General features: G+C 42.2%; 20 protein-coding genes. 9 read left to right on the top strand and 11 right to left on the bottom strand.

Going from position 1 to position 23,991, the window contains the following annotated elements; translation table 11 throughout:
• The 4 genes from QZZ43_RS00835 to QZZ43_RS00820 all read right to left on the bottom strand — a co-directional run.
• Positions 1 to 456: rhomboid family intramembrane serine protease (locus QZZ43_RS00835; protein ID WP_291855070.1), on the bottom strand; the 456-nt coding region annotated here is incomplete at its 3' end.
• Positions 457 to 673: 217 nt separating this feature from the next.
• Positions 674 to 1,696, bottom strand: a complete 1,023-nt coding sequence (locus tag QZZ43_RS00830) for a low specificity L-threonine aldolase (protein WP_291855067.1) — start codon at positions 1,694 to 1,696, stop codon at positions 674 to 676.
• 275 nt (positions 1,697 to 1,971) lie between these two features.
• On the bottom strand, positions 1,972 to 3,096 hold the full coding sequence (locus tag QZZ43_RS00825; RefSeq protein WP_291855064.1) for a universal stress protein: 1,125 nt from the start codon (positions 3,094 to 3,096) through the stop codon (positions 1,972 to 1,974).
• A gap of 93 nt (positions 3,097 to 3,189) precedes the next feature.
• Entirely contained in the window at positions 3,190 to 5,412 is a 2,223-nt protein-coding gene (locus QZZ43_RS00820) for a RelA/SpoT family protein (protein ID WP_291855061.1), read from the bottom strand.
• Positions 5,413 to 5,798: 386 nt separating this feature from the next.
• Between QZZ43_RS00820 and QZZ43_RS00815 the strand changes: the two genes are divergently transcribed.
• From QZZ43_RS00815 to QZZ43_RS00805, 3 genes are all read left to right on the top strand, one after another.
• Positions 5,799 to 6,077 (top strand): YtxH domain-containing protein, encoded by a 279-nt coding sequence (locus tag QZZ43_RS00815; RefSeq protein ID WP_291855058.1) that lies wholly within the window; start codon positions 5,799 to 5,801, stop codon positions 6,075 to 6,077.
• A 202-nt stretch (positions 6,078 to 6,279) separates the two neighbouring features.
• Positions 6,280 to 6,645 carry a phage holin family protein gene (locus tag QZZ43_RS00810; RefSeq protein WP_291855055.1) on the top strand — a complete coding sequence of 122 codons (366 nt, stop codon included), beginning with the start codon at positions 6,280 to 6,282 and terminating at the stop codon, positions 6,643 to 6,645.
• 69 nt (positions 6,646 to 6,714) lie between these two features.
• Entirely contained in the window at positions 6,715 to 6,975 is a 261-nt protein-coding gene (locus tag QZZ43_RS00805; RefSeq protein ID WP_291855050.1) for a hypothetical protein, read from the top strand.
• Positions 6,976 to 7,075: 100 nt separating this feature from the next.
• On the opposite strand, the gene QZZ43_RS00800 is transcribed toward QZZ43_RS00805, so the two are convergent.
• The 3 genes from QZZ43_RS00800 to QZZ43_RS00790 all read right to left on the bottom strand — a co-directional run bounded on the left by QZZ43_RS00800 (position 7,076) and on the right by QZZ43_RS00790 (position 10,097).
• A complete protein-coding gene (locus QZZ43_RS00800) occupies positions 7,076 to 8,827 on the bottom strand; it encodes a transporter substrate-binding domain-containing protein (protein ID WP_291855047.1) in 1,752 nt (583 codons plus the stop codon).
• Positions 8,828 to 9,166: 339 nt separating this feature from the next.
• Positions 9,167 to 9,805, bottom strand: a complete 639-nt coding sequence (locus QZZ43_RS00795; protein WP_291855043.1) for a hypothetical protein — start codon at positions 9,803 to 9,805, stop codon at positions 9,167 to 9,169.
• Positions 9,806 to 9,875: 70 nt separating this feature from the next.
• Positions 9,876 to 10,097 (bottom strand): hypothetical protein, encoded by a 222-nt coding sequence (locus QZZ43_RS00790; RefSeq protein WP_291855040.1) that lies wholly within the window; start codon positions 10,095 to 10,097, stop codon positions 9,876 to 9,878.
• 274 nt (positions 10,098 to 10,371) lie between these two features.
• On the opposite strand from QZZ43_RS00790, the gene QZZ43_RS00785 reads away from it, so the two are divergent.
• Positions 10,372 to 11,163 carry an SDR family oxidoreductase gene (locus QZZ43_RS00785; RefSeq protein WP_291855037.1) on the top strand — a complete coding sequence of 264 codons (792 nt, stop codon included), beginning with the start codon at positions 10,372 to 10,374 and terminating at the stop codon, positions 11,161 to 11,163.
• Here QZZ43_RS00785 and QZZ43_RS00780 read toward each other — a convergent pair.
• A complete protein-coding gene (locus QZZ43_RS00780; protein ID WP_291855035.1) occupies positions 11,160 to 11,342 on the bottom strand; it encodes a hypothetical protein in 183 nt (60 codons plus the stop codon). The two genes, QZZ43_RS00785 and QZZ43_RS00780, sit on opposite strands and share 4 nt — an antisense overlap.
• Before the next feature lie 7 nt (positions 11,343 to 11,349).
• Here QZZ43_RS00780 and QZZ43_RS00775 point away from each other — a divergent pair, with 7 nt between their 5' ends.
• From QZZ43_RS00775 to QZZ43_RS00755, 5 genes are all read left to right on the top strand, one after another.
• A complete protein-coding gene (locus tag QZZ43_RS00775) occupies positions 11,350 to 12,396 on the top strand; it encodes an NAD-dependent epimerase/dehydratase family protein (RefSeq protein WP_291855032.1) in 1,047 nt (348 codons plus the stop codon).
• Positions 12,397 to 12,842: 446 nt separating this feature from the next.
• Entirely contained in the window at positions 12,843 to 14,858 is a 2,016-nt protein-coding gene (gene ligA / locus QZZ43_RS00770; protein WP_291855029.1) for an NAD-dependent DNA ligase LigA, read from the top strand.
• 39 nt (positions 14,859 to 14,897) lie between these two features.
• On the top strand, positions 14,898 to 15,422 hold the full coding sequence (locus QZZ43_RS00765) for a hypothetical protein (RefSeq protein WP_291855026.1): 525 nt from the start codon (positions 14,898 to 14,900) through the stop codon (positions 15,420 to 15,422).
• A 46-nt stretch (positions 15,423 to 15,468) separates the two neighbouring features.
• Positions 15,469 to 16,059 carry a penicillin-binding protein activator LpoB gene (locus QZZ43_RS00760; RefSeq protein WP_291855023.1) on the top strand — a complete coding sequence of 197 codons (591 nt, stop codon included), beginning with the start codon at positions 15,469 to 15,471 and terminating at the stop codon, positions 16,057 to 16,059.
• A 122-nt stretch (positions 16,060 to 16,181) separates the two neighbouring features.
• Positions 16,182 to 17,576 carry a hypothetical protein gene (locus tag QZZ43_RS00755; protein ID WP_291855020.1) on the top strand — a complete coding sequence of 465 codons (1,395 nt, stop codon included), beginning with the start codon at positions 16,182 to 16,184 and terminating at the stop codon, positions 17,574 to 17,576.
• Between the two features lie 226 nt (positions 17,577 to 17,802).
• Here the strand turns inward: QZZ43_RS00755 and QZZ43_RS00750 are convergent, their stop codons facing one another.
• The 3 genes from QZZ43_RS00750 to bglX form a co-directional block, all read right to left on the bottom strand.
• On the bottom strand, positions 17,803 to 20,520 hold the full coding sequence (locus tag QZZ43_RS00750) for a carbohydrate-binding protein (protein WP_291855017.1): 2,718 nt from the start codon (positions 20,518 to 20,520) through the stop codon (positions 17,803 to 17,805).
• 290 nt (positions 20,521 to 20,810) lie between these two features.
• A complete protein-coding gene (locus QZZ43_RS00745) occupies positions 20,811 to 21,617 on the bottom strand; it encodes a glycoside hydrolase family 16 protein (protein ID WP_291855013.1) in 807 nt (268 codons plus the stop codon).
• Between the two features lie 69 nt (positions 21,618 to 21,686).
• On the bottom strand, positions 21,687 to 23,951 hold the full coding sequence (gene bglX / locus QZZ43_RS00740) for a beta-glucosidase BglX (protein WP_291855010.1): 2,265 nt from the start codon (positions 23,949 to 23,951) through the stop codon (positions 21,687 to 21,689).
• Between the last annotated feature and the right edge of the window lie 40 nt (positions 23,952 to 23,991).

The following is a 23,991-nucleotide window of genomic DNA, read 5'->3' as shown; positions in this document are numbered from 1 at the left end:
GACCATCATAGATAAAGCAATCAGGGGCACATAATTGCGAATAATGCCACTCACAAAGAGAAACGAAGCAATCCCGTAAACCAAACCACTTGCTCCCACATGCCAGGCATCGCGGGCGCCAAACCACAACCAGATTCCTGCCAGCACATAAATCCAGATAAACACCTTCAGTGCGATGTCGCGATAAACGTAAAACAAAACGGATGTCAGCACAAGAAAGGGACCGGCATTGGCACCCAAATGGCCCCAGTCTGCATGAATAAAAGGAGATAACAAAATTCCTGGCAATCCTTCGACCGACAAAGGCTTTACCCCCAGAAAAAACCAATGAGTCTCTTCCAATGCCTGAACAGAATGCGCCAGAAACATCAGCAACAGCAGAAGCATCGGAAAAACGGCACTATAAAGTATCTTTTTCCGCTCTGCTTTTATCTGATGTTCGGACATACTGGTCATAACAAATAGTTTAGCTGTTGGCTGTTAGCTCTTAGCTCTTGGCTGTTGGCTGTTAGCTCTTGGCTGTTAGCTCTTGGCTGTTAGCTCTTGGCTCTTAGCTCTTAGCTCTTAGCTCTTAGCTCTTGGCTCTTAGCTGTTGGCTCTTGGCTCTTAGCTCTTGGCTCTTAGCTGTTGGCTGTTAGCTCTTGGCTGTTGGCTCTTGGCTCTTGGCTGTTGTTTATTGTAACAATCTCTTTATTTCGGCCACAAACCCTTTAATCTCGTCCTCATTGGTATCGAAGGAAGTCATCCAGCGCACCTCATTTCTTGCTTCATCCCACATGTAAAAAAAATACTTCTCCTGCAAAGGTTGGATGATATGCGAAGGAACAATGGCAAAAACCCCGTTAACCTCGGGTTTCTGAGTCAGCTGAATCTCCTTAACAGCTTCCAATTCCTGGGCCAGAAGAGTTGCCATACGATTGGAATGTTCTGCATTTTTCCGCCACAACTCATTGGCCAGCAAGGCCTCAAACTGAGCAGCTATGTAGCGCATTTTAGAGTGAAGCTGGGTGGTTTGTTTACGAATGTATTTGGCGTGGCCGGCAAAATCAGGATTTAAAAACACCACCGCTTCCCCAAACATCAGTCCGTTTTTGGTACCTCCAAACGATAGCACATCAACACCCACATCGGTAGTTATCTCTCTGAAATCGCACCCAAGGGCTGCAGCAGCGTTAGAAATCCGGGCACCATCCATGTGGAGAAACAGACCATTGGTGTGCACAAAATCTGAAAGTTTTTTCAACTCCTCCACCGTGTACAAAGTTCCCATCTCGGTAGATTGAGTAATGGAAACCACCCCCGGTTGTGAGTGGTGCTCAAATCCGAAACCATGCAAGTGTTGTTGAATCAATTTCGGCGTTAGTTTTCCGTCGGGGGTTTTTATTGTCAGCATCTTACAACCGGAGTGTTTTTCGGGCGCTCCACATTCATCCACATTAATATGGGCCGTCTCGGAAGCAATAACGGCATTAAAGGGACGAGTCATCGCCTGCAGGGCAATGACGTTGGCTCCGGTACCATTGTAAACAAAAAAAACTTTAGATTTTTCTCCAAAAAATCTTTGAAAAAGTGCTTCTGCCCGGGCAGTTACCTCATCGCCTCCGTAACCGACAGCATGTTCTGTGTTTACTTCAAGTATTGCGCTCATTACATCAGGATGCACTCCTGAATTATTGTCACTTGCAAATCCTTTCATTCCAGCTTTCTTTATTCAGGAGTACATTTCATTGACTCCCTGATTAATATAGTTACTCAATTCCTGATTGAGGTCATTTTTATTTCATGACTTCCTTTGGATGCTATGCGAATGTAATATTTTTTTGCTTTTTTCCGTCACCATTAAAGGATCAGTCAGAAGTTCCATCGAAATGAAACCATGGCTTTTTAAGAAAAAAAAAGCCTGTCTTGCAGGCAAAGCATTAAACAAGACAGGCTTTAAAAATATCAAAAATCATTTTTCACATCAGCTACCTACCTGGCATGAAATACCAGCAGGGGTGTTGTAGAATGAAACAACATTCTTTTGCCTACACTGGGATTAAAAATCCTTGAAAAAATATTTCTCCGGTGAGTTGTCAAACTAATAATATCAACATCTTTATTCCTGACATAACTCTCCATCCCAACCCAAAAATCTTCATTTTTCACCAGGTCGAATTCAATTTTTGTTCCCGGAAATTTTTCAGACACATACTTTTTCAACCCTTCCATTTTAAGATTGTCCCATTTAGCGGAAGTTTTTTCACAAACATGTGCAAAAGTTATGGATACATCCAAGGGCTTCACCAGTTTTTCCAGTTTATCCAGGGCCACAAAGTCCGATTCCTCAAAATTAGTGGCATACAATACTTTCTTCATTTTATCGATGCCCTGATAAATAAAATCTTCAGGAACTGCGAGCACCGGGACTTTTGCTCCCTCCATTACCTCAGCTGTCACACTTCCAATCAGGTCGGAAGCTTTTCGATCCTTACCTCTGGTACCCATAATAATAACGGTGGGCTGGTATTCCTCGCTAAAATGGATGATTTCATCTTCAGCAACACCACGAAGAAGTTTAGATTTCACAGTCAGGTTTTCAATTGTTTTTTCGGCTTTGAGCTTTTTCAAATGGCCCATAAAGCCTTTCATATCCTCTTTGGCTTTTTCCTCCAGGTCAATCAGCATCTCATCCATACTGGTATCATACACATAAGCTTCGGTAAAAGGAAGCGTATTGATAACCGGATTATAGAATACATGTAAAACGGTGATTTCAGCACCCAGACGGGCAGCCCAATCAAGAGCCATCTCAGCAGCCTTAGATGAATAATCACTAAAATCGACCGGTAATAAAATACGTGCACGGGCAGGACGGCCTCTTTTGCGTTCTTCAGCTTTGAGCAGTTCGGGCTTTTCCACTTCCTCCATTATTTGCACCGCCTTTTCAAGGTCCGATTCCCGAATCCTTATCTTGACACCTTCAGAAACCGCCCCCTGAAGAAGGTTCACATTTTCCAGAAAGCACTCAATATTCTCGGATTCAAGAAGTGAACGAACAATGTGTGCATGTTCATAAGTACGTGTGGCCAGTGTTATAATTTTTTCGTCCTTCATAGCTTAGATTTTTAAGCGTTATCTTGCATTAAGGTAAAAAAGATAGATGAAAAAATCAAGAAGGGGACTCAAATCTTACACCCGCTGCAGCGGTCAAACTGCATCGAACCGGGAAACGTCAAAGACCCCTCTGATGCTTTTAATCTTTTTCATCAAAGTATTGAGAAGCTGCTTGTTATTCACAAACACCGAAAGTGTTCCCTCAAACACACCATCGTGCGAGTTCACATTGATGGACCGCATCTTCAACCCCATATCTTTTGAAACCACCTGAGAAATATTAGTTACAATACCAATATCATCTTCACCGGTGACTTTCAGGGCAGCCAGATATGAACCACCGGCTTCGCCTGTCCATCGGGCCGGAACGATACGGTAACCGTATTTTTTGCGCATATCGGGGGCATTGGGACAGTTTTTTCGATGAATTCGAATGCCTCCGGAAACAGCCACAAAACCAAAAATATCGTCTCCAAATATGGGATTACAACACTTCGCAAGCTGGAAATTTACATTACTCAGATTTTTGTCAATTAACAAAACATCCTGAGCAGTTTCCTCTTCTTTTTCGGCTGGCGTAACAAAATTTTCTGCACTTCTTCCGGCCAACTGGCTTCCGGCAAGTTCTTTTTCTTTTTCCCGGTCCTTGAGAATATATTCTTTAACCGCCACGGCATCTAACTTATCCTCAGCAATGTCTCTGAAGAAGTCGTGCACCGATTTGTAACGAAAATACTTCACCAGTTGGCCGATAAGCTGATCAGTCAATTCCATCTTCCAGTTTTTCAACCTTCGGGCCAGCATTTCGCGTCCTATCTCTGCCTCTTTGTATTCAATATCCCGCAGTGCTTGTTTGAGTTTGGTACGCGCTCTGGAAGTGCTGACCACACTCAGCCAATCGCGTTTGGGCTCCTGGTTAGAAGAAGTCTGGATTTCCACCTGGTCGCCATTTCGCAACGCATACTTAATAGAAACATTTTTCTGGTTGACCCTGGCTCCCACACACTTCTTACCAACTTCGGAATGAATATCGAATGCAAAATCCAAAACAGTAGCTCCTTTAGGTAATCGGCGGAGATCTCCTTTAGGTGTAAAAACAAACACCTCCTCATCGTAAAGGTTAAGCTTAAAATCATCAATAAAATCAACTGCATTAACCTCTGGATTTTCAAGAATTTCCCGAACATTGGTCAGCCACTGATCCAATCCTCTTTCGCTTTTGATTCCCTTATATCTCCAGTGAGCCGCGAGACCTTTTTCCGCAATCTCATCCATCCTTTTGGTTCGTATTTGCACCTCTATCCATTTGTGGTTAGGCCCTAATACGGTGGTATGCAACGACTCATAGCCATTGCTTTTTGGAACCGACAGCCAGTCACGCAAACGACTGGGATTGGGCTGGTATTTATCGGTGACAATTGAATAGACTTTCCAACACTCAGCTTTCTCTTTTTTAATATCTGTATCGACAATAATGCGTATAGCAAAAAGGTCGTAAACCTGTTCAAATTCAACATTTTGCTTCCGCATTTTGTGATAGATGGAATTGATGGTTTTGGTACGTCCCTTGATGTCAAAATTGAGCTCCTGCTCATCCAATTCCTGTTTCAGCGGAGCAATAAACTCCCGGATATACTTGTCTCTTGCCCGCTTGGTTTCATTCAGTTTTTTGGCAATAAACCTATACATCTCACGATTGGAAAATTTCATTACCAAATCCTCCATCTCCGACTTAATGGTATAAAGTCCCAGACGATGAGCCATTGGGGCATAGAGATAAGCAACCTCGGCAGAAATACTTTCCTGACTCTGCTGGTCGTAGCGATCCAAGGTACGCATCGTACGCAGCCTATCGGCCACAATTATCAGGATCACTCTTACATCCTGAGCGAAGGTGAGCAGCAACTTGCGGAAATTCTCAGTTTTTATGGAAGTATTTCTGTTGTATAGATCCGCAACCTTTGACAAGCCCTCCATTATCAGTACCACATGATCATCGAATTGTTCGCGGATCTCTTCCAGGGTTATTTCGCCATTCCGCAGCACGTCGTAAAGCAAAGAACATATAAGAGAAGTACGTCCCAGACCAATTTCTTCAACGACAATACGGGCAATTTCCAAAGAATGCAACAGTGCCGGAGTACCTGAAATGCGCCTGATATTCCTGCCTTTTTGAAGAGATACAGCAATGGCCTCCCGAATCATTTTCACATCACCCTGGTGGATAATTGGTTCAGATACTTCAAGTAAAGCTTTATAGCTTTGTAATATATCTTTTCTTTCTGGTGAAGTAATAGGCTTATTCAGATTGGGCATAACAATATTATTTTGAATGGTAAAGATGAGCCTGCTAGGAAAAGGTTCCTGGTTGCCAATATCTTCGATACAGAAAACCATTACCTCCTTACCAACAACCAGTTAACGACATTTAAGAAATCTTCTGCTCCCGATTTTGACAAAAACACTTCTTTTCGTAGCAGACTCAAAGATAAAACAATCGTTGAATGCATCAGACTAAAATAATGTTAAACCTGTTCTCATTAAATTATGATCAATTAATTCAATTTTCCGGTTTCATCCAAACAATTCCTTCTTCAAATTGGTTATCTCATAAACGATTTCCGCTCAAGCTCGTTTGACATTTTCAAAAAAAAACTCTATATTTAAATAATTGAATGTTGAATTGTAAAAACCAATAGATTATGAAGAATACCGGATTATTTTTAGGAGGACTTATATTGGGTGCTACTGCCGGAGCTGCACTTGCACTCTTGTATGCGCCTCAGACAGGAGAAGATACTCGTCGTCAGATAAAAATTAAGATTGATGAGTTGGAAGAGGAACTGGACAAAATGCGGGTAAAGCTTAAAGAAAAAGGAAGCGAAATGAAAGAAGACGCCCGCAAAAGAGTTCAGGATTTGGAAACCCGGATTGAAAAACTGATGGAGGAATATCGAAAAGCTCCTGAAAAAGCGAAATAAAAAAAACAAAAGAAACCATCAAAAAAGTTGTTCTTTACCAGAACAACTTTTTTATTTTAGGAAAATTTCTCAAATTGCATATTTTCAAAACACCGAACGACGACACGACAGTGAAGTTTCCGTTCTCCAACACGAAAAAGAAGGTGTGGATTATCGAATCGCGAATCCCATAAGACCTATAGCTTAGACAAATTTTATTCTTATGAAAGAAAGTATTACCAGCGAACTTGATGAGCTCAAAAATGAACTTGAAGAATATGTGCAAATCCGTGTTGATTTGATAAAATTGCACATAGCCGGTGAGATGTCACGGTTTTTTTCCAGTTTCATGACCAAGACAGTTATGCTCTATCTGTTTTTCTTTGTTTTTATGTTTTTCTCCATTGCTGCCGGTTTGGTACTTGGCTCCTGGCTCGACTCTTATGCACTTGGATTTGCTGCCATGGGTGGCCTGTTTTTAATCGCAGCATTGATTTTCTGGTTTTTGAGAAAACAGCTTATTGAACGACACGTTGTGCAAAGATTCATTGAATTAATGTTTCCCAAATTTGATGATGACTCGGATTAACCGGAAAATACGGAATTATGGCCAATATTTTAAAAAGGGATTATCGAACCAAACAATGAATTGTAACTTATGAAAAAGCCTAAGAAAAATAATGACTACCGCCACATCAAAAGTTTCAAAGATCTAACGGCGCAAAAAACCCACCTGGCGTATAAAGTCAAATACAGTGAAAAACAACTGGAAATTCGTATGTTGGAAATTGGGTATTATTTGCACCCGGTACGATTGATTCCGTCACTGGTGACCGAATGGGCTCAACCACTGCTAATGGAACTGAAAAACAGAATTAAAGAGTACTTTTTTGGACGAAAAAGGAAAAGCCACCAGTAACAACCTTTCGTTGAGAAGAACTCAACTTAAATGCCTTATATGGTTTAATCCCTTTTTCCTGTCTAAGGTTTCTTATGCGGTTTAAATAATATTCATCCTCTTAATTTCTGTCGGAATTTAGGTTTAAAGGATGTGTAAACCAAAATACACTTCCCTCATTTTCTATACTTTCGACACCCAGTTCACCACCCAAATATTCAACGATTCTTCTGGCAATAGATAGTCCCAGACCAGTACCTCCTGCCTGATGATTTCCTGCCTGGTAGAATCTTTCAAAAACATGGGGCAAATCCTCTTCCGGAATTCCTCTTCCTGTATCAGACACCCAGAATTTTAAATAATTGTCTTGTTTACTACATCCCAAAACCACCAAACCGACATCGGTATGCTTAAAAGCATTATTTAGTAAATTATTCAAAACCTGCATCAAGCGATTTAGATCGGTGTTCAATAAAAGAGCTTCGCATTTCGGGTCTGCCTGTACCACCAGGTCAAAGCCTTTGGTGGTGGCGGCTAAATAATATTGATCATACAGCTCACTGACAATCGATTTTAAACTTACCTGAGAAATTGAAAACCCAATTACCCCGCTTTCAATTTTAGAAATATCGATAATATCATCCAGTAGTCGCATCAGCCTTTGGGCACTGTTCGAAATAATGCCGGTATATTTCTGCACCGTTGGCTCCTCAGCCTCTATTTCGAGCAATTCACAAAACCCGATAATAGAATTCATGGGCGTTCGGATTTCATGACTCATATTTGCCAAAAAAGCAGTTTTGAGGTTATCATTTTTTTCGGCCAGCAATTTTGCGGTTTTAAGCTCTTCATTCATATTTACAATTCGTTCGTTTCTCTGAACCAACTGCTGATTTTGCTCTTCCAGCTGCCGCTGAAACTGTTCCAGTTCTTTTTGAACTGCCTGCCTTCTTTGCAATTCATACTGCAGATCCAGAGTGCTTTTACGAACCTGCTTTTTTAAAGTATAAGACCAGATAACAAAAACAATTACAAGAAAAATCAGGGGAAGAATAATCCAAAGGACATACTTCGCAACACTTTTCCAGGAAACAATTTCGCTTTCGTACACACCAAACCATTCCTGATAAATACGATCATAGGTTCCATTGATTTTTATGATACTAAGACCTTCATTTAAGATGGCCAGCAATTCTGTTCTGCCTTCGGGTACTCCAATACAATATTTTTGTTGAATTACAGCCTTTCCCGAATCCTTAACATTATCAATATTACTATTTTTAAGAAACCTTAATCCCTGAAGCCGGGAATGTAAAGCACAATCGCCAAGACCCTCAGAAAGTGCAACAAACAAGTCTCCAAAATCGGTAAACGTTATCAATCTTACCCGGGGATGTTTTTCCTTCATATAATCGTGCCCCAGGTCTCCTTCCTGAACCAGGACCACTTTATTGTTAAAATCTTCATCTATGCTGATTTTAGTCCCCTTTCGCACGAAAAGAGAATAAGAACTGATAAAATGAGGAATGGTAAAATCAACCTTTTTTTCCCGTTCGGCCGTTTTGTACATTCCGGAAACAACATCAAAATCTCCCTGGTCAACAGATTTTCTGACCTCTCCCCATGGTTTCAACTCAATTTCAATATTGAGTTTCAAAACCGAAGCAACCGCCTTAATAATGTTTATGGTAAATCCATCCGGCTGCCCGTTTTCATTAAGAAACTCATACGGAGCATAATTATGATCCCCTATCACATGAATTACTGAATCTTGCCATTGAGGATACGACAAAGACGTTATATTAGGGTTTTCATCCAGATCCATTTCCTGTCCGTTACCACACATCCATAAAGGATAGTTTAATAACAGCATGAAGAATATGGTAACGGCTCTAAACAAGAGATGTAAGATTTAATTTTTAAAATGCAATGGTATAGCATACGATATATAAGGAGAAAATGTTCTTTTAAAAGTTCATTTTTTCACATTCGTTAGTTGGTTCGTATTTTAGAGGCTGGAGGTTAGTATAATGTTGACTCACTGAGTTTAAACCAAAGACCAATCATTTATAAAAAATAATTCACAAGCTGTTGAAATGGTTGAGCCAACAAACGTCACAAAAAAAACCTGCTTTGCAGATGCAAACAGCAACTACAAAGCAGGGATGATATTCTGGCCTGACTTATTCAGGCTTTCATTGGGAAGGCCCCATCAATTCTCAATGTCTTCTTCTGCCTCACGAGCAGCTTCGGCAGCTTCTTCATCAGCATCCTCTGCTTTTTCAATTTTCTCTTCTTCGGCTTCTTTCAAATCCTCCTCAAGTTCATCAACTTTCTCGCGGGCCTCCTCTATTTTTTCTTTTCTACTTTCATATTCCTCTTCAGAAATATCTCCGGCTTTAAATTCCTTCTCATTCTTTTCCTCAGCGACAAGAATTCTTTCTCTGGCTTCAATTGATTTTTCCTTCCCTTTTTTAATGGACTCGTTCAGATTCTTTTGATGTTCCATGCGAGCCTCGCGTGCGCGTTCCTGCCCAAATTCACGTCCGGTCATACCTTCTTTCTCTTTTCCAAAGGCATTTCCATTCTCCATTTTTGACATTTTTTCGCGGGAGTTTTTGCCATTGGATTTTTCCCCTTTTTCTTTTCTTTCTTTCTTCAGCCAGCCTTCAGAAGAATCACCCTCTGAATCACCTTTGATTGAATCTTCAGTCTGCTCAACTATCGCTTTTTCTTTGTTGGCTTTCTGCTGTACCTTGTTAAGTCCTTTGTCGCTATTTCCCTGACCAAAAGTAAGTGAAGCGGAAAAAGTCATTATAAACAGCATTAATATAAAATACAATATCCTCATTGGAATAAAAGTTAGTTAAAAAAAAAAATTCAGGTTTAGGAACCAAAACACACTCTTTTTCATCGAAAAACTATTCGATTTTCTCAAGGGCCGCGTCGACCTCTTCCACTTTTTGGTCCAGTTCCGTTCGGGTTTCCTCTATTTTCGCGGAAATCGAATCAGCGGCTTCATCACTAATCTCCTCAACATCAGAGATGCCACCGGGGTTATTTGACTTATCTGCTCCCTGGCTTCCACACCCGGTGAAAAGCATAAGAGCGAATGTCAAAATAAAAAATACATTTCTCTTCATAATTTGAAAAACTTTAAAGGTTAGATATTTTGCTTTGTAAGTTAGCAAAATCATTCCAAACAAAAATGTGCCTGAACAAATAAATCGTTATATTCGGGTTTTGCATTATCACGAATATTATCCATGTAAAAGGAAAAAAGTGACAACCCGAAAACAAACCCTTTCATCTGAAATCAGCACTGAAAAAAACAGATTTAGAAATTCCCGGTTATCGTAATTTCTTCAATAAACTAGACGAGAAAAACACCAGATGGTTGAAAAAATTAGAAAATTGATGAGAAAAAAAAGTCATTACGCTCTAATCACCGGAGGAAGTCAGGGTTTTGGAAAGCTGTTGGCACTCGAATTAAGCAAGCAGCATTTCAATGTAATATTGGTCGCGTTGCCTGGCGAAAATATTGAACAAACTGCAGCCCAATGCCGCCATTTGGGAGTGGATGCCGAAACTTACGAAGCCGACCTCACCAACCGTGACGAACTCCTTAAAATGACAGAATGGGCCAACAATAAATTTAATATCAACATTTTGATAAACAATGCAGGAACCGGAGGTACCCAATGCTTTCATAAAAGCGATTTGAGATACATTGAGAATCTAATACAAATAAACGTTATGGCAACTTCGATAATTACCCATCAATTGTTGCCCAATTTACTCCGGCAGGATGAGTCCTACATCCTGAATGTTTCCAGTATGGCCTCCTTTAGTCCTATTGGATTTAAAACCGTTTATTCGGCCACCAAACGTTACATTCAGCATTTCTCCAGAGCGCTTTGCCAGGAATTAAAAGGAACTTCTGTATTCGTAAGCGTTGTGCTTCCGGGTCCGATGAAAACCAACGCGGAAATTACCGGGCGTATTGAGAAACAAGGTCTCTTAGGCAAAATTGGCCTGGTAACGCCTGAAAAAGCTGCCAAGGTGAGTATTCGCAAAATGCTGAAAAGGAAGCCCTATATAATTGTGGGCAAGCGCAATTACATTAATAAATTTTTGCTGGCCTTGCTACCCCCACAAATCAAAATGCAACTGATGACCAATGCCGCAAAAAGAGAAATTGAGGGTTAAAGGGTTTTGAGGTTGAGGTTGAGACTGAGGTTGAGGCTGAGGTTGAGGTTGAGGTTGAGACTGAGGTTGAGACTGAGGTTGAGACTGAGGTTGAGGTTGAGGCTGAGGTTGAGGTTGAGACTAAGGTTGAGGTTGAGGTTGAGGTTGAGGTTGAGGTTGAGAGTTTGTGAAGAAAACAACCTCTTTATGTACACGCCACAAAATAATCAAACCAATAGTTATTGGACACCAAAATATCCATCAGGGAATATGTCGAAAGTATTAGTTACAGGAGCCAATGGACTGCTTGCCACCAACGTTATTGCGGCACTGCTGGAAAAAGACTACGAAGTAAAGGGTCTTTTGCGGGATCCTGCCAAATACCAGGGTCCCAAAAATCAAAAGCTGGAACTGGTTGACGGAGACATTACCAATCATAAACGGATGGAAGAAGTGCTCAATGATTGTAAATTCGTAATACACGTTGCAGCACTCACCTCCCAAAGCATTCTCAAATATGCCACCTACGAAGCTGTTAATGTGGAAGCTACTGAATCATTGGTACAATTGGCCATAAAAAAAGGGGTCGATAAATTTGTTTTCGTCAGCTCTGCCAATGCTTTTGGATACGGAACCCGGGAACAACCTGGAACAGAAGAAAAACCTATCAAACCACCGTTTTCTAAATCATATTATGCCATCAGCAAAGCTGAAGCCCAAAAAAAGGTCTTTAAGTACCAGGATCAGATAGCAGTTTCTGTGGTAAACCCCACCTTTATGATTGGCCCCTATGACGGCAAACCCGGATCGGGGCAAATAATCCTGATGGGGCATAAAAAACGGGTAATATTCTCTCCTCCAGGAGGCAAAAATTTTGTCAATGCAACAGATGCGGCCAAAGGCGTTGTAGCAGCGCTCGAAAAAGGAAAAAACGGACAGGCCTATCTGCTGGCCGGAGAAAACCTCTCCTTCCGTACCTTCTTCCAGAAACTTTCAGGGGCAGAAGTTAATCATCCGCTTATTTTAACAATCCCAGCATTTATTCTCAATACAGCCGGCTACTTCGGAAATCTACTCAGGTTGGCCGGCATTAAAACTCAACTTTCATCAATCAACACTAAAATGCTATGTATCAACAACTTTTACTCATCAGCCAAAGCACAAAAAGAGCTTGGTCTGGAGTTTGAAAATATTGAAAAAGGAATGAATGAGTGTATAGAATGGTTCAGAGGTGTGGGTATGATCGACAAATGATGCTCATTCGGATAGATATTCGCTCAAAAAGCCTAAATTTGCTCAACACTAACAATAGATCGTTAGATTTTTAGAGGTTGGAGGTTAGATGAATCATATTGAAAAACAACATCTTAACATTCTGAACATTTTAAATTCAAGGAATTTATTATCAATTTGTTACGACATTAAATAAAAAAAACAAGGGTTAAATTTATTGTTGCATGGGTAAATATTGAGATTGCTTCGGGCCAGGCCCTCGCAATGACAAAGTCTCAGGTCGATTGAGAAGATGTAGGCATAGGGCAGGGCGACATCGCCGCCCTGCCCTATGCCTACATCTTCCATTTTACAACAAAAACGTCATTGCGAGGGCTCAGCCCGAAGCAATCTCTAATTGAAACAACTTTATTTTAAACTATAGCAAAAAAACCAAAGAATTATTGCACCAAACACCTTAATATAAAATGGAAAGAGAAGTTGCCAAACAGAAAATAGAAGAACTGAGGGAGGAACTTAACCAGCATAACCATAAATATTACGTTGAGAACAATCCTGAAATCACCGACCAGGAGTTTGACCGGAAAATGCGGGAACTTATGGACCTGGAAAAAGAGTTTCCAGAGTTTAAAGACCCCGACAGTCCGTCGATGCGCGTTGGCAGCGACCTCAATAAAGAGTTTGAGCAGGTGAACCACCGATACCCAATGCTTTCGCTCGGCAACACTTACTCCGAAGAAGAATTACAGGACTTTCACAATCGGGTGGTAAAGCAAGTGGGAAGCGACTTTCAATATACCTGTGAATTGAAGTACGACGGAACAGCAATCGGTCTTACCTATCAAAACGGGAAGTTGGTTCGGGCGATAACCCGCGGTGACGGTACCCGTGGTGATGATGTAACGCAAAATGTGCGCACCATCAGGTCCATTCCGCTCAAGCTGAAAGGAGACTTTCCCGATGAGTTTGAAATTCGTGGAGAGATATTTCTGCCGTTAAAAGGCTTTGAATGGCTCAATGCAGAAAAAGAGAAAGCCGGTGAAATGCCCTTTGCCAATCCACGAAATGCGGCTGCCGGTTCACTCAAGCTGCAAAACAGCTCACTGGTAGCCAGGAGACCTTTGGATGCCTATCTATATTACATGCTTTCCGAGAACCTACCGGCAATGAGTCATTACGAGAACCTCATGAAAGCCAGATCGTGGGGTTTAAAAATATCACCTCATACGAAGGTTTGTAGATCCATCGATGAAGTCTTTGATTTCATAAAACACTGGGATAGTGCGCGCCACGACTTGCCATTTGAAATTGACGGGGCTGTGATAAAGGTTGATGATATAAAACTTCAACAACAACTTGGGTTCACTGCCAAGAGTCCCCGGTGGGCCATTGCGTACAAATTTAAAGCAGAAGAAGCCCAAACGCGTCTCCTCTCTGTCGATTACCAGGTAGGACGTACCGGAGCTGTTACCCCGGTTGCCAACCTGGAGCCGGTGCAACTGGCAGGAACTACCGTTAAGCGGGCTTCACTTCACAATGCAGATATCATTTCCGGCCTGGGGCTGCACATCAATGATTTGGTCAGAGTCGAAAAAGGCGGGGAAATCATTCCAAAAATTACCGGAGTAGTTTTTGAAGAACGCCCCGTTGAAAGCACCCCCGTTGAATTCATAAAATCATGTCCGGAATGTGAAGCTCCCCTGATGCGGGTAGAAGGAGAATCGGCCCATTATTGCCCCAATTCAGCCAGTTGTCCACCACAGATTAAAGGAAAACTTGAGCATTTTATTTCGCGACGTGCCATGAATATCGACGGACTTGGTGCAGAAACCGTCAATCTACTCTACACAAGAGGACTGGTCAGTACCCTGCCCGACCTTTACCGATTAAAAGCCTCCCAGTTGATAACACTGGACCGATTTGGAGACAAATCAGCCCGAAATATTATCACCGGCATCAGAAAGTCTATCGAAGTCCCCTGGCCCCGGGTATTGTACGCACTTGGTATTCGGTTTGTAGGAGAAACTGTGGCAAAAAAACTGGCTAAAGAATTCACTTCAATTGACCAGCTGGCCAATGCATCAGAAGAGGATCTTATAGCCGTTGACGAAATTGGCAAAAGAATTGCAGGAAGTATTCTTGCTTTTTTTAAGTCGGAAGCCAACCAAAAAATGATTGAAGAATTAAAAACATTTGCACTCCAATTGGAAGCTAATGAAGAAAATAATAATCATCAACAGGCATCCAATGTTCTTGAAGGGAAAAGTATTGTGATAAGTGGAAAGTTTACAAAGTATTCAAGAGACCAGCTAAAAGAGATGATTGAAGCCCATGGAGGGAAAAATACCGCCTCAGTAACAGGGAGTACAGACTACCTCGTTGCCGGAGAAAACATGGGCCCCAGCAAACTGGAAAAGGCCGAAAAACAAGGAGTTACAATAATATCAGAAAATCAATTTCTTGAACTCATTGGAGAAGAGTAATTCTGTCCACTCTGCTCCGTCACCGAAAACAAAACCCTCGTGATACTATTTAAAAAACAAAGAGAAATTATCGGCAAATGGCTGTTGCGCAACTCCCTGAAAAGGAACAAGCGCTACGTAGAGATGAAAAAGCTGAACGACCTTAAAAATGTCGGCATATTTTTTGATGCTTCATCAGAAAAGTGCCGAAAGGGGGTGAAAGCGTTTATTAAAGAGCTAAACACCCTTCATATAAACACCTGGGCTGTAGGATTTTTTAATATGCCCGGTACGGGAGAAAATTTAATCAGTGATAAAAAACTTTATTTCGCGTCATTAAAAGATTTTTCGTTTTTCTTCCTGCCCAAGAGTCCAGAATTAAAGGAATTTGTTGAAAGAGACCTGGACGCCTTATTTGTTTATTCGGCCGATGATGCTTTTCCCGCAACTGCGATGATAAAGCTATCAAAAGCCAAACTGAAAGTTGGTCTCACAGGGCGATTCGACAATGGTCTGGATTTGACTTTTGAGCTACCGGTTCAGGAACCAGAACAGTTGACAGAGCAAATTAAGAGATATCTTTAATATTTTATTTAATCAACAAACAGTTAACCCTCTAATACAATTATTTATGAAAAAAATAGCTTATCTCCTCGCAATTCTGACTTTTGCAGCCTTTCTACAAAGTTGCGGAACCCGGAAAGTAGAACGCATCGACACCGAAGAGGTTATTGACCTGAGTGGTCGCTGGAACGACACCGATTCCCGCATTGTTGCGGAAGCAATGGTGGCTCAAGTACTGGAAGCCCATTGGTTGAATAATTTCCAGGAAAAACATAACGGACAAAAACCGGTGGTTATCGTTGGACTGGTGTACAACAAGTCGCACGAACATATTGAGGCCGAGACTTTTATCAAAGACGTGGAACGGACTTTTATCAACAGTGGCAAAGTGAGACTGGTTCAGGCGGGCGATAAACGTGAAGAACTGCGCCGTGAACGTGCTGCCCAGCAGGAATTTGCTTCTCCTGAAACAATGAAAGCTTGGGGACGTGAACTCGGGGCCGACTTTATGATGAACGGCGATATCAACTCAATTGTGGACACCTACAAAAAAGAACGAGTCAATTATTATCAGGTAAATCTGGAACTTACCGACATGGAGACAAGTGAAATTGTCTGGATTGGCGACAAGAAAATCAGAAAATACATAAAAAATTAATGTTCAATGAACAATTATCAGTTATCAATGAATAACCACTGATAATTGATAATTGATAACTGACGATTGATAACTGGTAATTGATAACTGGTAATTGATAACTGGTAATTGAAAATTGATTTATGGCCCGATTTCAAAAGGTAATATTGTTTTCTGTACTTGCACTCTTCGTGGGTGCCTGTGCTACCTTTTATCAAAAAACCTATCAGGTACAATCGAGTATTGCGAACGGAAATTTTAAAAAAGCAGAAAAATTACTTGCCAGCGATACCAAATGGGCCGAAAACAATCATCGTGTTTTGTATTTTATGAATCGCGGCGTGGTGTCGTTTATGATGAATGATTACCGGGAAAGTATTGATTATTTGAATAAGGCCGACTACTACATTGAGGATTTTTCTAAAAACTATGGATGGGAAGCACTTTCGCTTATCTCCAACCCCATGGTTAAACCCTACCGACCGGAAGATTTTGAAGCCGTCATGGTTCATTTTTACAAATCTCTGGCTTTTCTGGCGCTCAACGATTACGAAGGAGCGCTGGTAGAAGCAAGACGGGTAAATATCCGGTTGCAACAAATCAACGATAAATACAAAGACCATAAAAACAAATATCAGCGCGATGCATTTGCCCACAACTTGATGGGTATGATTTATGAGGCTGCAGGAGACAACAACGACGCCTTCATTGCTTATCGCAATGCACTGGAAATATATGAAACCGATTATAAGGAACTATTCGGTATGGAAGCGCCTCATCAACTCAAAAAAGATCTGCTGAGCGCTGCAAAAAAGACCGGTTTTTCGGACAAGGTTCGTTTTTATGAAGACAAATTTAACCTTAAAACTCCTGCCGGAACAAAAAAAGATCAGGGAGAACTTGTCGTTTTCTGGCTCAATGGAATGGGCCCCATCAAAGAGGAATGGCAAATTACCATTTCCAATTATGGGATGTCCAACGGAGTTGTAGCCCTTGGAAACCAGGAAATGGGCCTGAATTATACTTATTCTGCCAACAGCCTGTCATCGCGTGAGAAAGCAGCATTTAAAAACCTCTCTTTTTTGCGTGTGGCATTTCCCAAATACCGGGAACGCTCGCCGGTTTTTTCGCAAGGCAGCATACAATTCAACGGGGAAACAATTGCTCTTGAGCAAGCTGAGAATATTAATAAAATAGCGTACCAGAGCCTGCAGGACAGAATGGTTCGAGAACTGGGCAGTAGCCTGTTGCGTTTGGCCACCAAAAAAGCAATGGAGGAACTCGCCGCCAATGAAAACGAAAACCTCGGAACCATAGTAAGCATCATCAATGCCATGACCGAAAAAGCAGACACCCGCAACTGGCAGTCACTCCCTTATTCCGTCTCTTATGCCAGAATTCCAATGCCTGCCGGCCAGCATACACTTCACCTCAACTTTTCAGGGCACAACTCTGTCAATGACCAGATATCAGTAAATATCCAAGCCGGGAAGACCTCGTTTTTCACATATCATACAATGACCAGCACTACTTTCTGATTTCCCCCTGCCCGGAACTATAAAAAGCAAAATCCCCCGCAAGCTTATGCAGGGGATTTTTGTCCTCATATTTTATCTCTATGGCTATGAAAAAAAGAGGACTTTAGATTTATCAATAAAACAATTCAAATCTTTAAAAAATCAAAGATATTTTATCTTGTTCTTGTGCAACAAACAAGGTGCCAATTTAGTTTATAATAAATTATCTTTCCCAAAAGGTATCATTTCAATTCCGACAAGAGACAAAAAACTTTCCGCTGACAACCTTCTCTCCTTTCCAAATCTTCAGAACATAAAATCCAGAGGAAAAACCATCCAACATCAGTTCTATTTCCTGACCGGCATTTCGTTTCCAGGTTTTCACTACATTTCCTGCGGTATCATATGCAAAAAATAGTAATTGGCCATTGTTGTGAAAAGGAAGCTTCACGTTTAAAACAGTCCTGGCCGGGTTTGGATAAAAAACCAGATTATTCGAATAATCAATATTATTGACCGATGCTCCCACCGAGAGTTTAATCCAGTTTAAATTATATTCTGAGAAAAGTGTGGAAAGACGTATCTTATATCTGCCTTTATCAAGAGATACTTCTCCGTATTGCGTTTCCCAATCCTGCCATCCGCCGGTTGATTGAAAAGTCATGGTATCAAGGGGAACCATTTCCCCCTCTTTCTCCTGATAAAATACCAGTTTCGGAGCAATCCTTTCAGTTGCGACCCGGTATTCCACTCTAAAAGCTCCGGACTTATCTATTTCCACCAGATAGTCCACAAAATCCCCCGGATTGGCAAAACCGGTATTTAGGCCACCCCCCTGATCCTGGCAATCCTCCAGCTGGTAACCATTGTTTACGAAAAAATCCTCTGCCTGAATCGTTCCGGGAAGTTGAAAAAACTGTGGCAACTGGTTTTGAACAACCACCTCAAAGTCGGGAAGTTCTTCACCATTAGAAATGATGGATTGCCCGGAATAGGAAACAACAACTGTTTCCCCCCTTTTGAGGTAAGAATTCAGCAAAAGTTCGATTTGACGGGGAGTAGATGGTGAATTTTGAAATTGTTCAACCTCTGTGGTATTCCCATCGGCTGTAACTTTAAACACATTTATCGCTTCGGAGGAAACCTCTTCTGAAATCGGCTTATTCAGGAAAATCCGTATAGCATTGCCCGGAAAAACCGTTTCGGCTGAAACCACTGAAAACCCAACATTTTGAACCGGCACCGGGTTTTCAAAGGAGAAGTAATTAAGGTTTACACCTCCTTGATTTATTTTACACCTGACTTTAATATTTCCCTGAGGCAGCACAACCTCTTCCAACAAAAATGTATCCCAGCTTTGAAATCCTCCGGTTGCAGGCAACAAAAGCTCCGGGGTCAATGGAACCCCATCAGCCTCAAACTGGATCCTACCTTCTGCAGCAGCAGCATACCGGATAGCCAACTGCCAGCCGGCTTCTTCCTCAACATCAATGGTATATTGCAACCACTCACCGTCCTCTGTCCATCCTACATTGAAACCATTAGATTGCTCCGTCTGGTCGGAACAGGGTTCTATATCCACCCCATCGTTGCGATATGACCAGCCCTGATTCCAGTTGGTGTACTCACCATTCTGATCCAAATGATAATTGGCAGTGTCATTGTCAAAATAAGCATAATGAACACGCCCCAAATCGTAATCTGAAAAGAAAATTCTGGCGCCCGTAGTGTGTTTTGTAAAAGGAACGGTTTCTATAGTGTGTGGCTGTCTGATCTTTGCATCAATCACATCCTTCTGAACAAAGCAGTTCTCAATTTTATGATTTTCAGCAAATTTCAAAACAGCCTGAAAAGCCTTTTCTTCCGTCATTTCAACACCCTCGCCTTTCCAGTAACTTAGCAATTGGGAATACCCTTCATTGACCTCAACCCGGAGTGGGTTATTAATTCCCGCCTTTTTGACGGGCCACCACGACCAGCCAATGTTGTTTTGTTCACACAAACTCACCAAATTGGTAAACCAGGTATTTGAATTCTCCCCTGTCTCCCCCAGCCAGATAGGAATATCATAGGTCTCCCGCATGTCCAAAACCCAGCCAATGGATTGTCGCGTATTGTAATTCCAGTATTTGTGAAAACTGTAAACCATATTATCATCCCAGGGAGGTGTCAACCCTGAAAAGTCGTTGGCAAAACTATTTCCCTCAATAAATATAATGTGGTTTTGATCCACTTCCCTGATGGCATCAGTGATACGCCCGTAAAGTTCCCGCATTTGAGAATTGTTTCCTTCAGGAAAAGTCCAGTTGGTTTCATTGATCAGGTCATAGCCGCCAATCCAGGGTTCATCGGCATAGCGTTCTGCCAGTTTCGCCCATAAAGCTACAGTCTTGTCCTTATTAAGTTCACTTTCCCACAAAGATGGTTTTGACGGGTCGTAATCGGAGATATTAGAATCTTCCCCCTGCCCACCCGGAGCTCCATGCAGATCGAGAATAAGATACATTTCATTGCCGGCACACCAGCCAAGTAGAGAATCAAGCAGGTTAAACCCCTTGGGAAGCCAGGTAATTTCACCCTCCACAGGCTCTTCCTCAATGGGAGGCGTAAACCATTTGTAGTGCATGGCCACTCTTACAGTATTGTATCCCCATGATCTCATGGAATCAACATCCGCCCGCGCGAAATGATATTGCAACCAGGCATTGTAAAAACTATCAGTTTTGGCCTCCCCTATTGTCCTTTCCAGCCGGGCTCTAAACTCATGCTGCGTTCCACCCAAATCGGCAGTTTTCATCATATATCCCTCCTGCAACATCCAGTTTCCTGTTCCTAGGCCGCGGATAATGAATTCCTCATTATTTCCGTCGTAAATATATTTCCCCTGAGTATGAAGAAATCCCTGCGCCGAGAGGGATACTGTTATTAAAACAAAAACAGAGAAAAGTAAGAGAATGGTTTTCATAAAAGATTTTTCTAAGACAATCATTGGTGTTTAGTTAAAGAAAAGAGATTGCTTTCCCGAATGGTCCGGATTTGCAATGACAGATTTCTGTAACAATAAAAAATCGGCTGATTAAGCGTTGCCCCTATTCGGGGATCCGGTATACTTGTTGTTTCTACCCAGGGTAGTCACCCGGGTTTAATGAAGTTAACCCATCCAAGGAACTGCCAGTTCTGTTGTATACGCATATGCCTCAAACGTTTTGAGGTTAGTAATCGAAAAGACAGGCTCTTTAGTGATAAAACCACCGTTTACTGATAAATCCGGACATAGTCGACCTTCATGGTGGTAGGAAAAATGGAGTCATCCACGCCGTGAAGGCCACCCCAATTGCCACCAACGGCAACATTCAGAATTAGATGAAAACGTTTGTCGAATGGCCATTCATCCGAACCACCCTTTGTATTATTAAAAGTGAAAACCAGGTCATCATCAATAAAAAAGTCAATCTTCTCTTTATCCCATTCGATGGCATAAACATAAAAAGCCTCTTCACAATCGGGCACATAAGTAGCCTTTCCTTTTTGAGTTCCGATGGAATGATTAAAAGCACCTGTATGCACAGTAGTATGAATAGAATCCGGCTCATAGCCCACATGCTCCATAATGTCGATTTCGCCACTCTCCGGCCATCCGCCATACTCCCAATCCGTAGGAAGCATCCAGATTGCCGGCCAGATTCCACGTCCCCCCGGTATTTGCGCCCGAATTTCCATTCGGCCATATAACCAGTCTCCTTTGCCTTTGGTTGTGAGCCGTGCTGATGAATAGTTTAAATCATCCAGCTTTTCTTTAATAGCTGTGATGTTTAAATACTCCCCATCCACCCAGGCATTTCGCTTCTTTTTTACAGTATAAAATTGCAGTTCGTTGTTTCCCCAACCATAAGAATTCCCAACTGTATCATAATTCCATTTGGTTTCATCAGGCACCCCCTCATAATTAAACTCTTCACTCCATACGAGGTCCTTCCCATTTTTATTTCCGCTGAAACAACCCGGAATCGAAACAATAGTCAGGAGTAAAACTAAGGGAGCAAGCTTTTTAAAGGACATCATAATAAATGGATTTAAAATTAACAAAAGGGCAGAACCATAAATGCTCAGGTTCCGCCCTCTTAAACAGTTTTATTGTAATTCAAATTCGGCCCGCAAACCTTCTGCGGCATTGGGGGCAATCCAGACATGAAAATCGCCGGGTTCGACCACAAACTCACCATCGGGAAAATAAAAACCCAGTTGGTCGGAATTCAATTCAAAAACAACCTCCTTGCTTTCGCCGGGCGATAATGTAACCCGCTGATAATCTTTTAACTCGCGCACAGGTCGTGTGTAAGAACCCACCAGGTCGCGGGTGTATAACTGAACTGTTTCTGCTCCTTCTACATCGCCTGTGTTGGTTATTGTAGCAGAAACTTTCAGGGATTCTCCTATGGAAAGGGATTTAGCAGAAATATTGATATCCGAATATTCAAACGAAGTATAGGACAACCCATACCCAAAAGGATACAAAGGAGTGAAGCCATAGTCAAGCGTATGACTGGTATTGCCGAGTGAATGCTGCACGGCCTGAACAGGAATTTCATCGATGTGTGTCCAGGTAGAGGCATCGGCAGGACGGCCCGTCATTTTGTGCGCATAATAAATAGGGACCTGTCCTTCTCCTTTGGGGAAGGTCACGGGAAGTTTTCCGACAGGAACAGTTTCTCCAAAAACCAGATTGGCCAGTGCGGGTCCGGCCATTGTACCCGGATGCCACGCATAAAGAATGGACTTTGCCAGGTGCTGAGTCTTAAATAATCCGGCAGGGCGTCCCGACATAACAATCATCACAACAGGTTTCCCTTTGGATGCCGCCAATTTGAGTAATTCACCCTGAGCACCTACAAAATCCAGTTCGGCAAGACTCTTGGCCTCGCCCGAGAGAATTGCTTCCTCTCCTACCACTGCAACCACCACCTCTGATTGGGCAATGGCACGTTCCACCTCAGCAAAACCTTTGGTGGATTTATCACGACTGTATTCCAGTCCTTCTGCAAAAAATACGTTATTATCCCCATTAAAGGCATTGAAAGCCTCCAGAACAGTTTGAGAATCATTTTCGTCCCCGTCAAAAATCCATGTTCCCAGCTGCTCATAAGGCTGGTTAGCCATTGGACCTATCAGGGCCACTTTCGTTCCTTTTTTCAGAGGCAATACCTGGTTCTCATTTTTCAGGAGAACCACACTCTCTTCGGCCAGTTTACGCGCCACCTTGAGATGCTCAACATTCACCAGCAACGAATCAGCCAGAGATTCATCCACATAAGGATTGTCAAAAAGACCCAGACGAAATTTGATGCGCAAGATACGGGCAACAGCATCGTCCACCCATTCCATATCCACTTTGCCTTCATCCAGTAACTCCTTCAGGTAATCGTTGTACGACCTGCTGGCCATTTCCATATCGATACCTGCAGCAAGTCCCAACTCACCTGCATGTTTCAGATCACGGGCAAAACCATGAGAAATCATCTCCTGAATGGAAGCCCAGTCGCTGACGACAAAACCATCGAAACCATACTCATTTTTCAGAATGTCGCGTATATTGTGTTTATGGCCACTTGCAGGAATTCCGTTAATTTCGTTAAAAGCAGTCATTACCGTAGCCGCACCTGCTTTAACAGCCTCTTTGAAGGGAGGAAGATATACATTGTGCAATTGTAGATCGGAAATAACCGTAGTATTGTAATCACGTCCGCCCTCAGCAGCACCGTAACCCACAAAATGTTTTGCACAAGCTGCAATGGTCAGCGGATCGGAAAGATCATCGCCCTGATACCCCTGCACCATTGCTCGGGCAACCATTGAATTCAACAAAGGATCTTCGCCGGCACTTTCGGCAATTCTGCCCCAGCGGGGGTCTCGGCTCACATCAATCATAGGGGCAAACGTCCAGTTGATACCCATCGAAGCTGCTTCTTTGGCCGCAATAGCTGCGGATTCCCTTACAAGATCCTCATTCCAGGAAGCAGCCATTCCCAGCGGAATGGGAAAAATTGTGCGATAACCATGAATCACATCGCGTCCGATAATAAGCGGAATACCCAAACGGCTTTCCTCTATGGCCACGCGTTGCAGTTCATTCACCTCTTTAGCGCCAATAAGATTCAGCACAGAGCCCAGCTGTCCGTTACGAACAACTTTTTTCAGATTCTCAAGACCACCGAAAACGCCGGGATCCACCTGAGACATCTGACCTATTTTTTCATCCAGTGTCATCTCGCTTAACAGCGATTCCACCCTCTTCTCCACATCATCATCTGATTTTACGGTTGAAGCATTGCCCGTGCATCCAAAAAAAACAGGCAAAACCAAAACAACCATCAGAAAGTACTTAGTTAGTTTTATCATATCCAAAAAAATCATCAGTAAAAAAAGGGGAGGTGGAGAA

Origin of the sequence: Marinilabilia sp. (assembly GCF_016278715.1) — a bacterium.
GTDB lineage: Bacteria > Bacteroidota > Bacteroidia > Bacteroidales > Marinilabiliaceae > Marinilabilia.
Note: the sequence above shows the minus strand (reverse complement) of the source record. Positions and strands in the feature narration are given on the sequence as shown.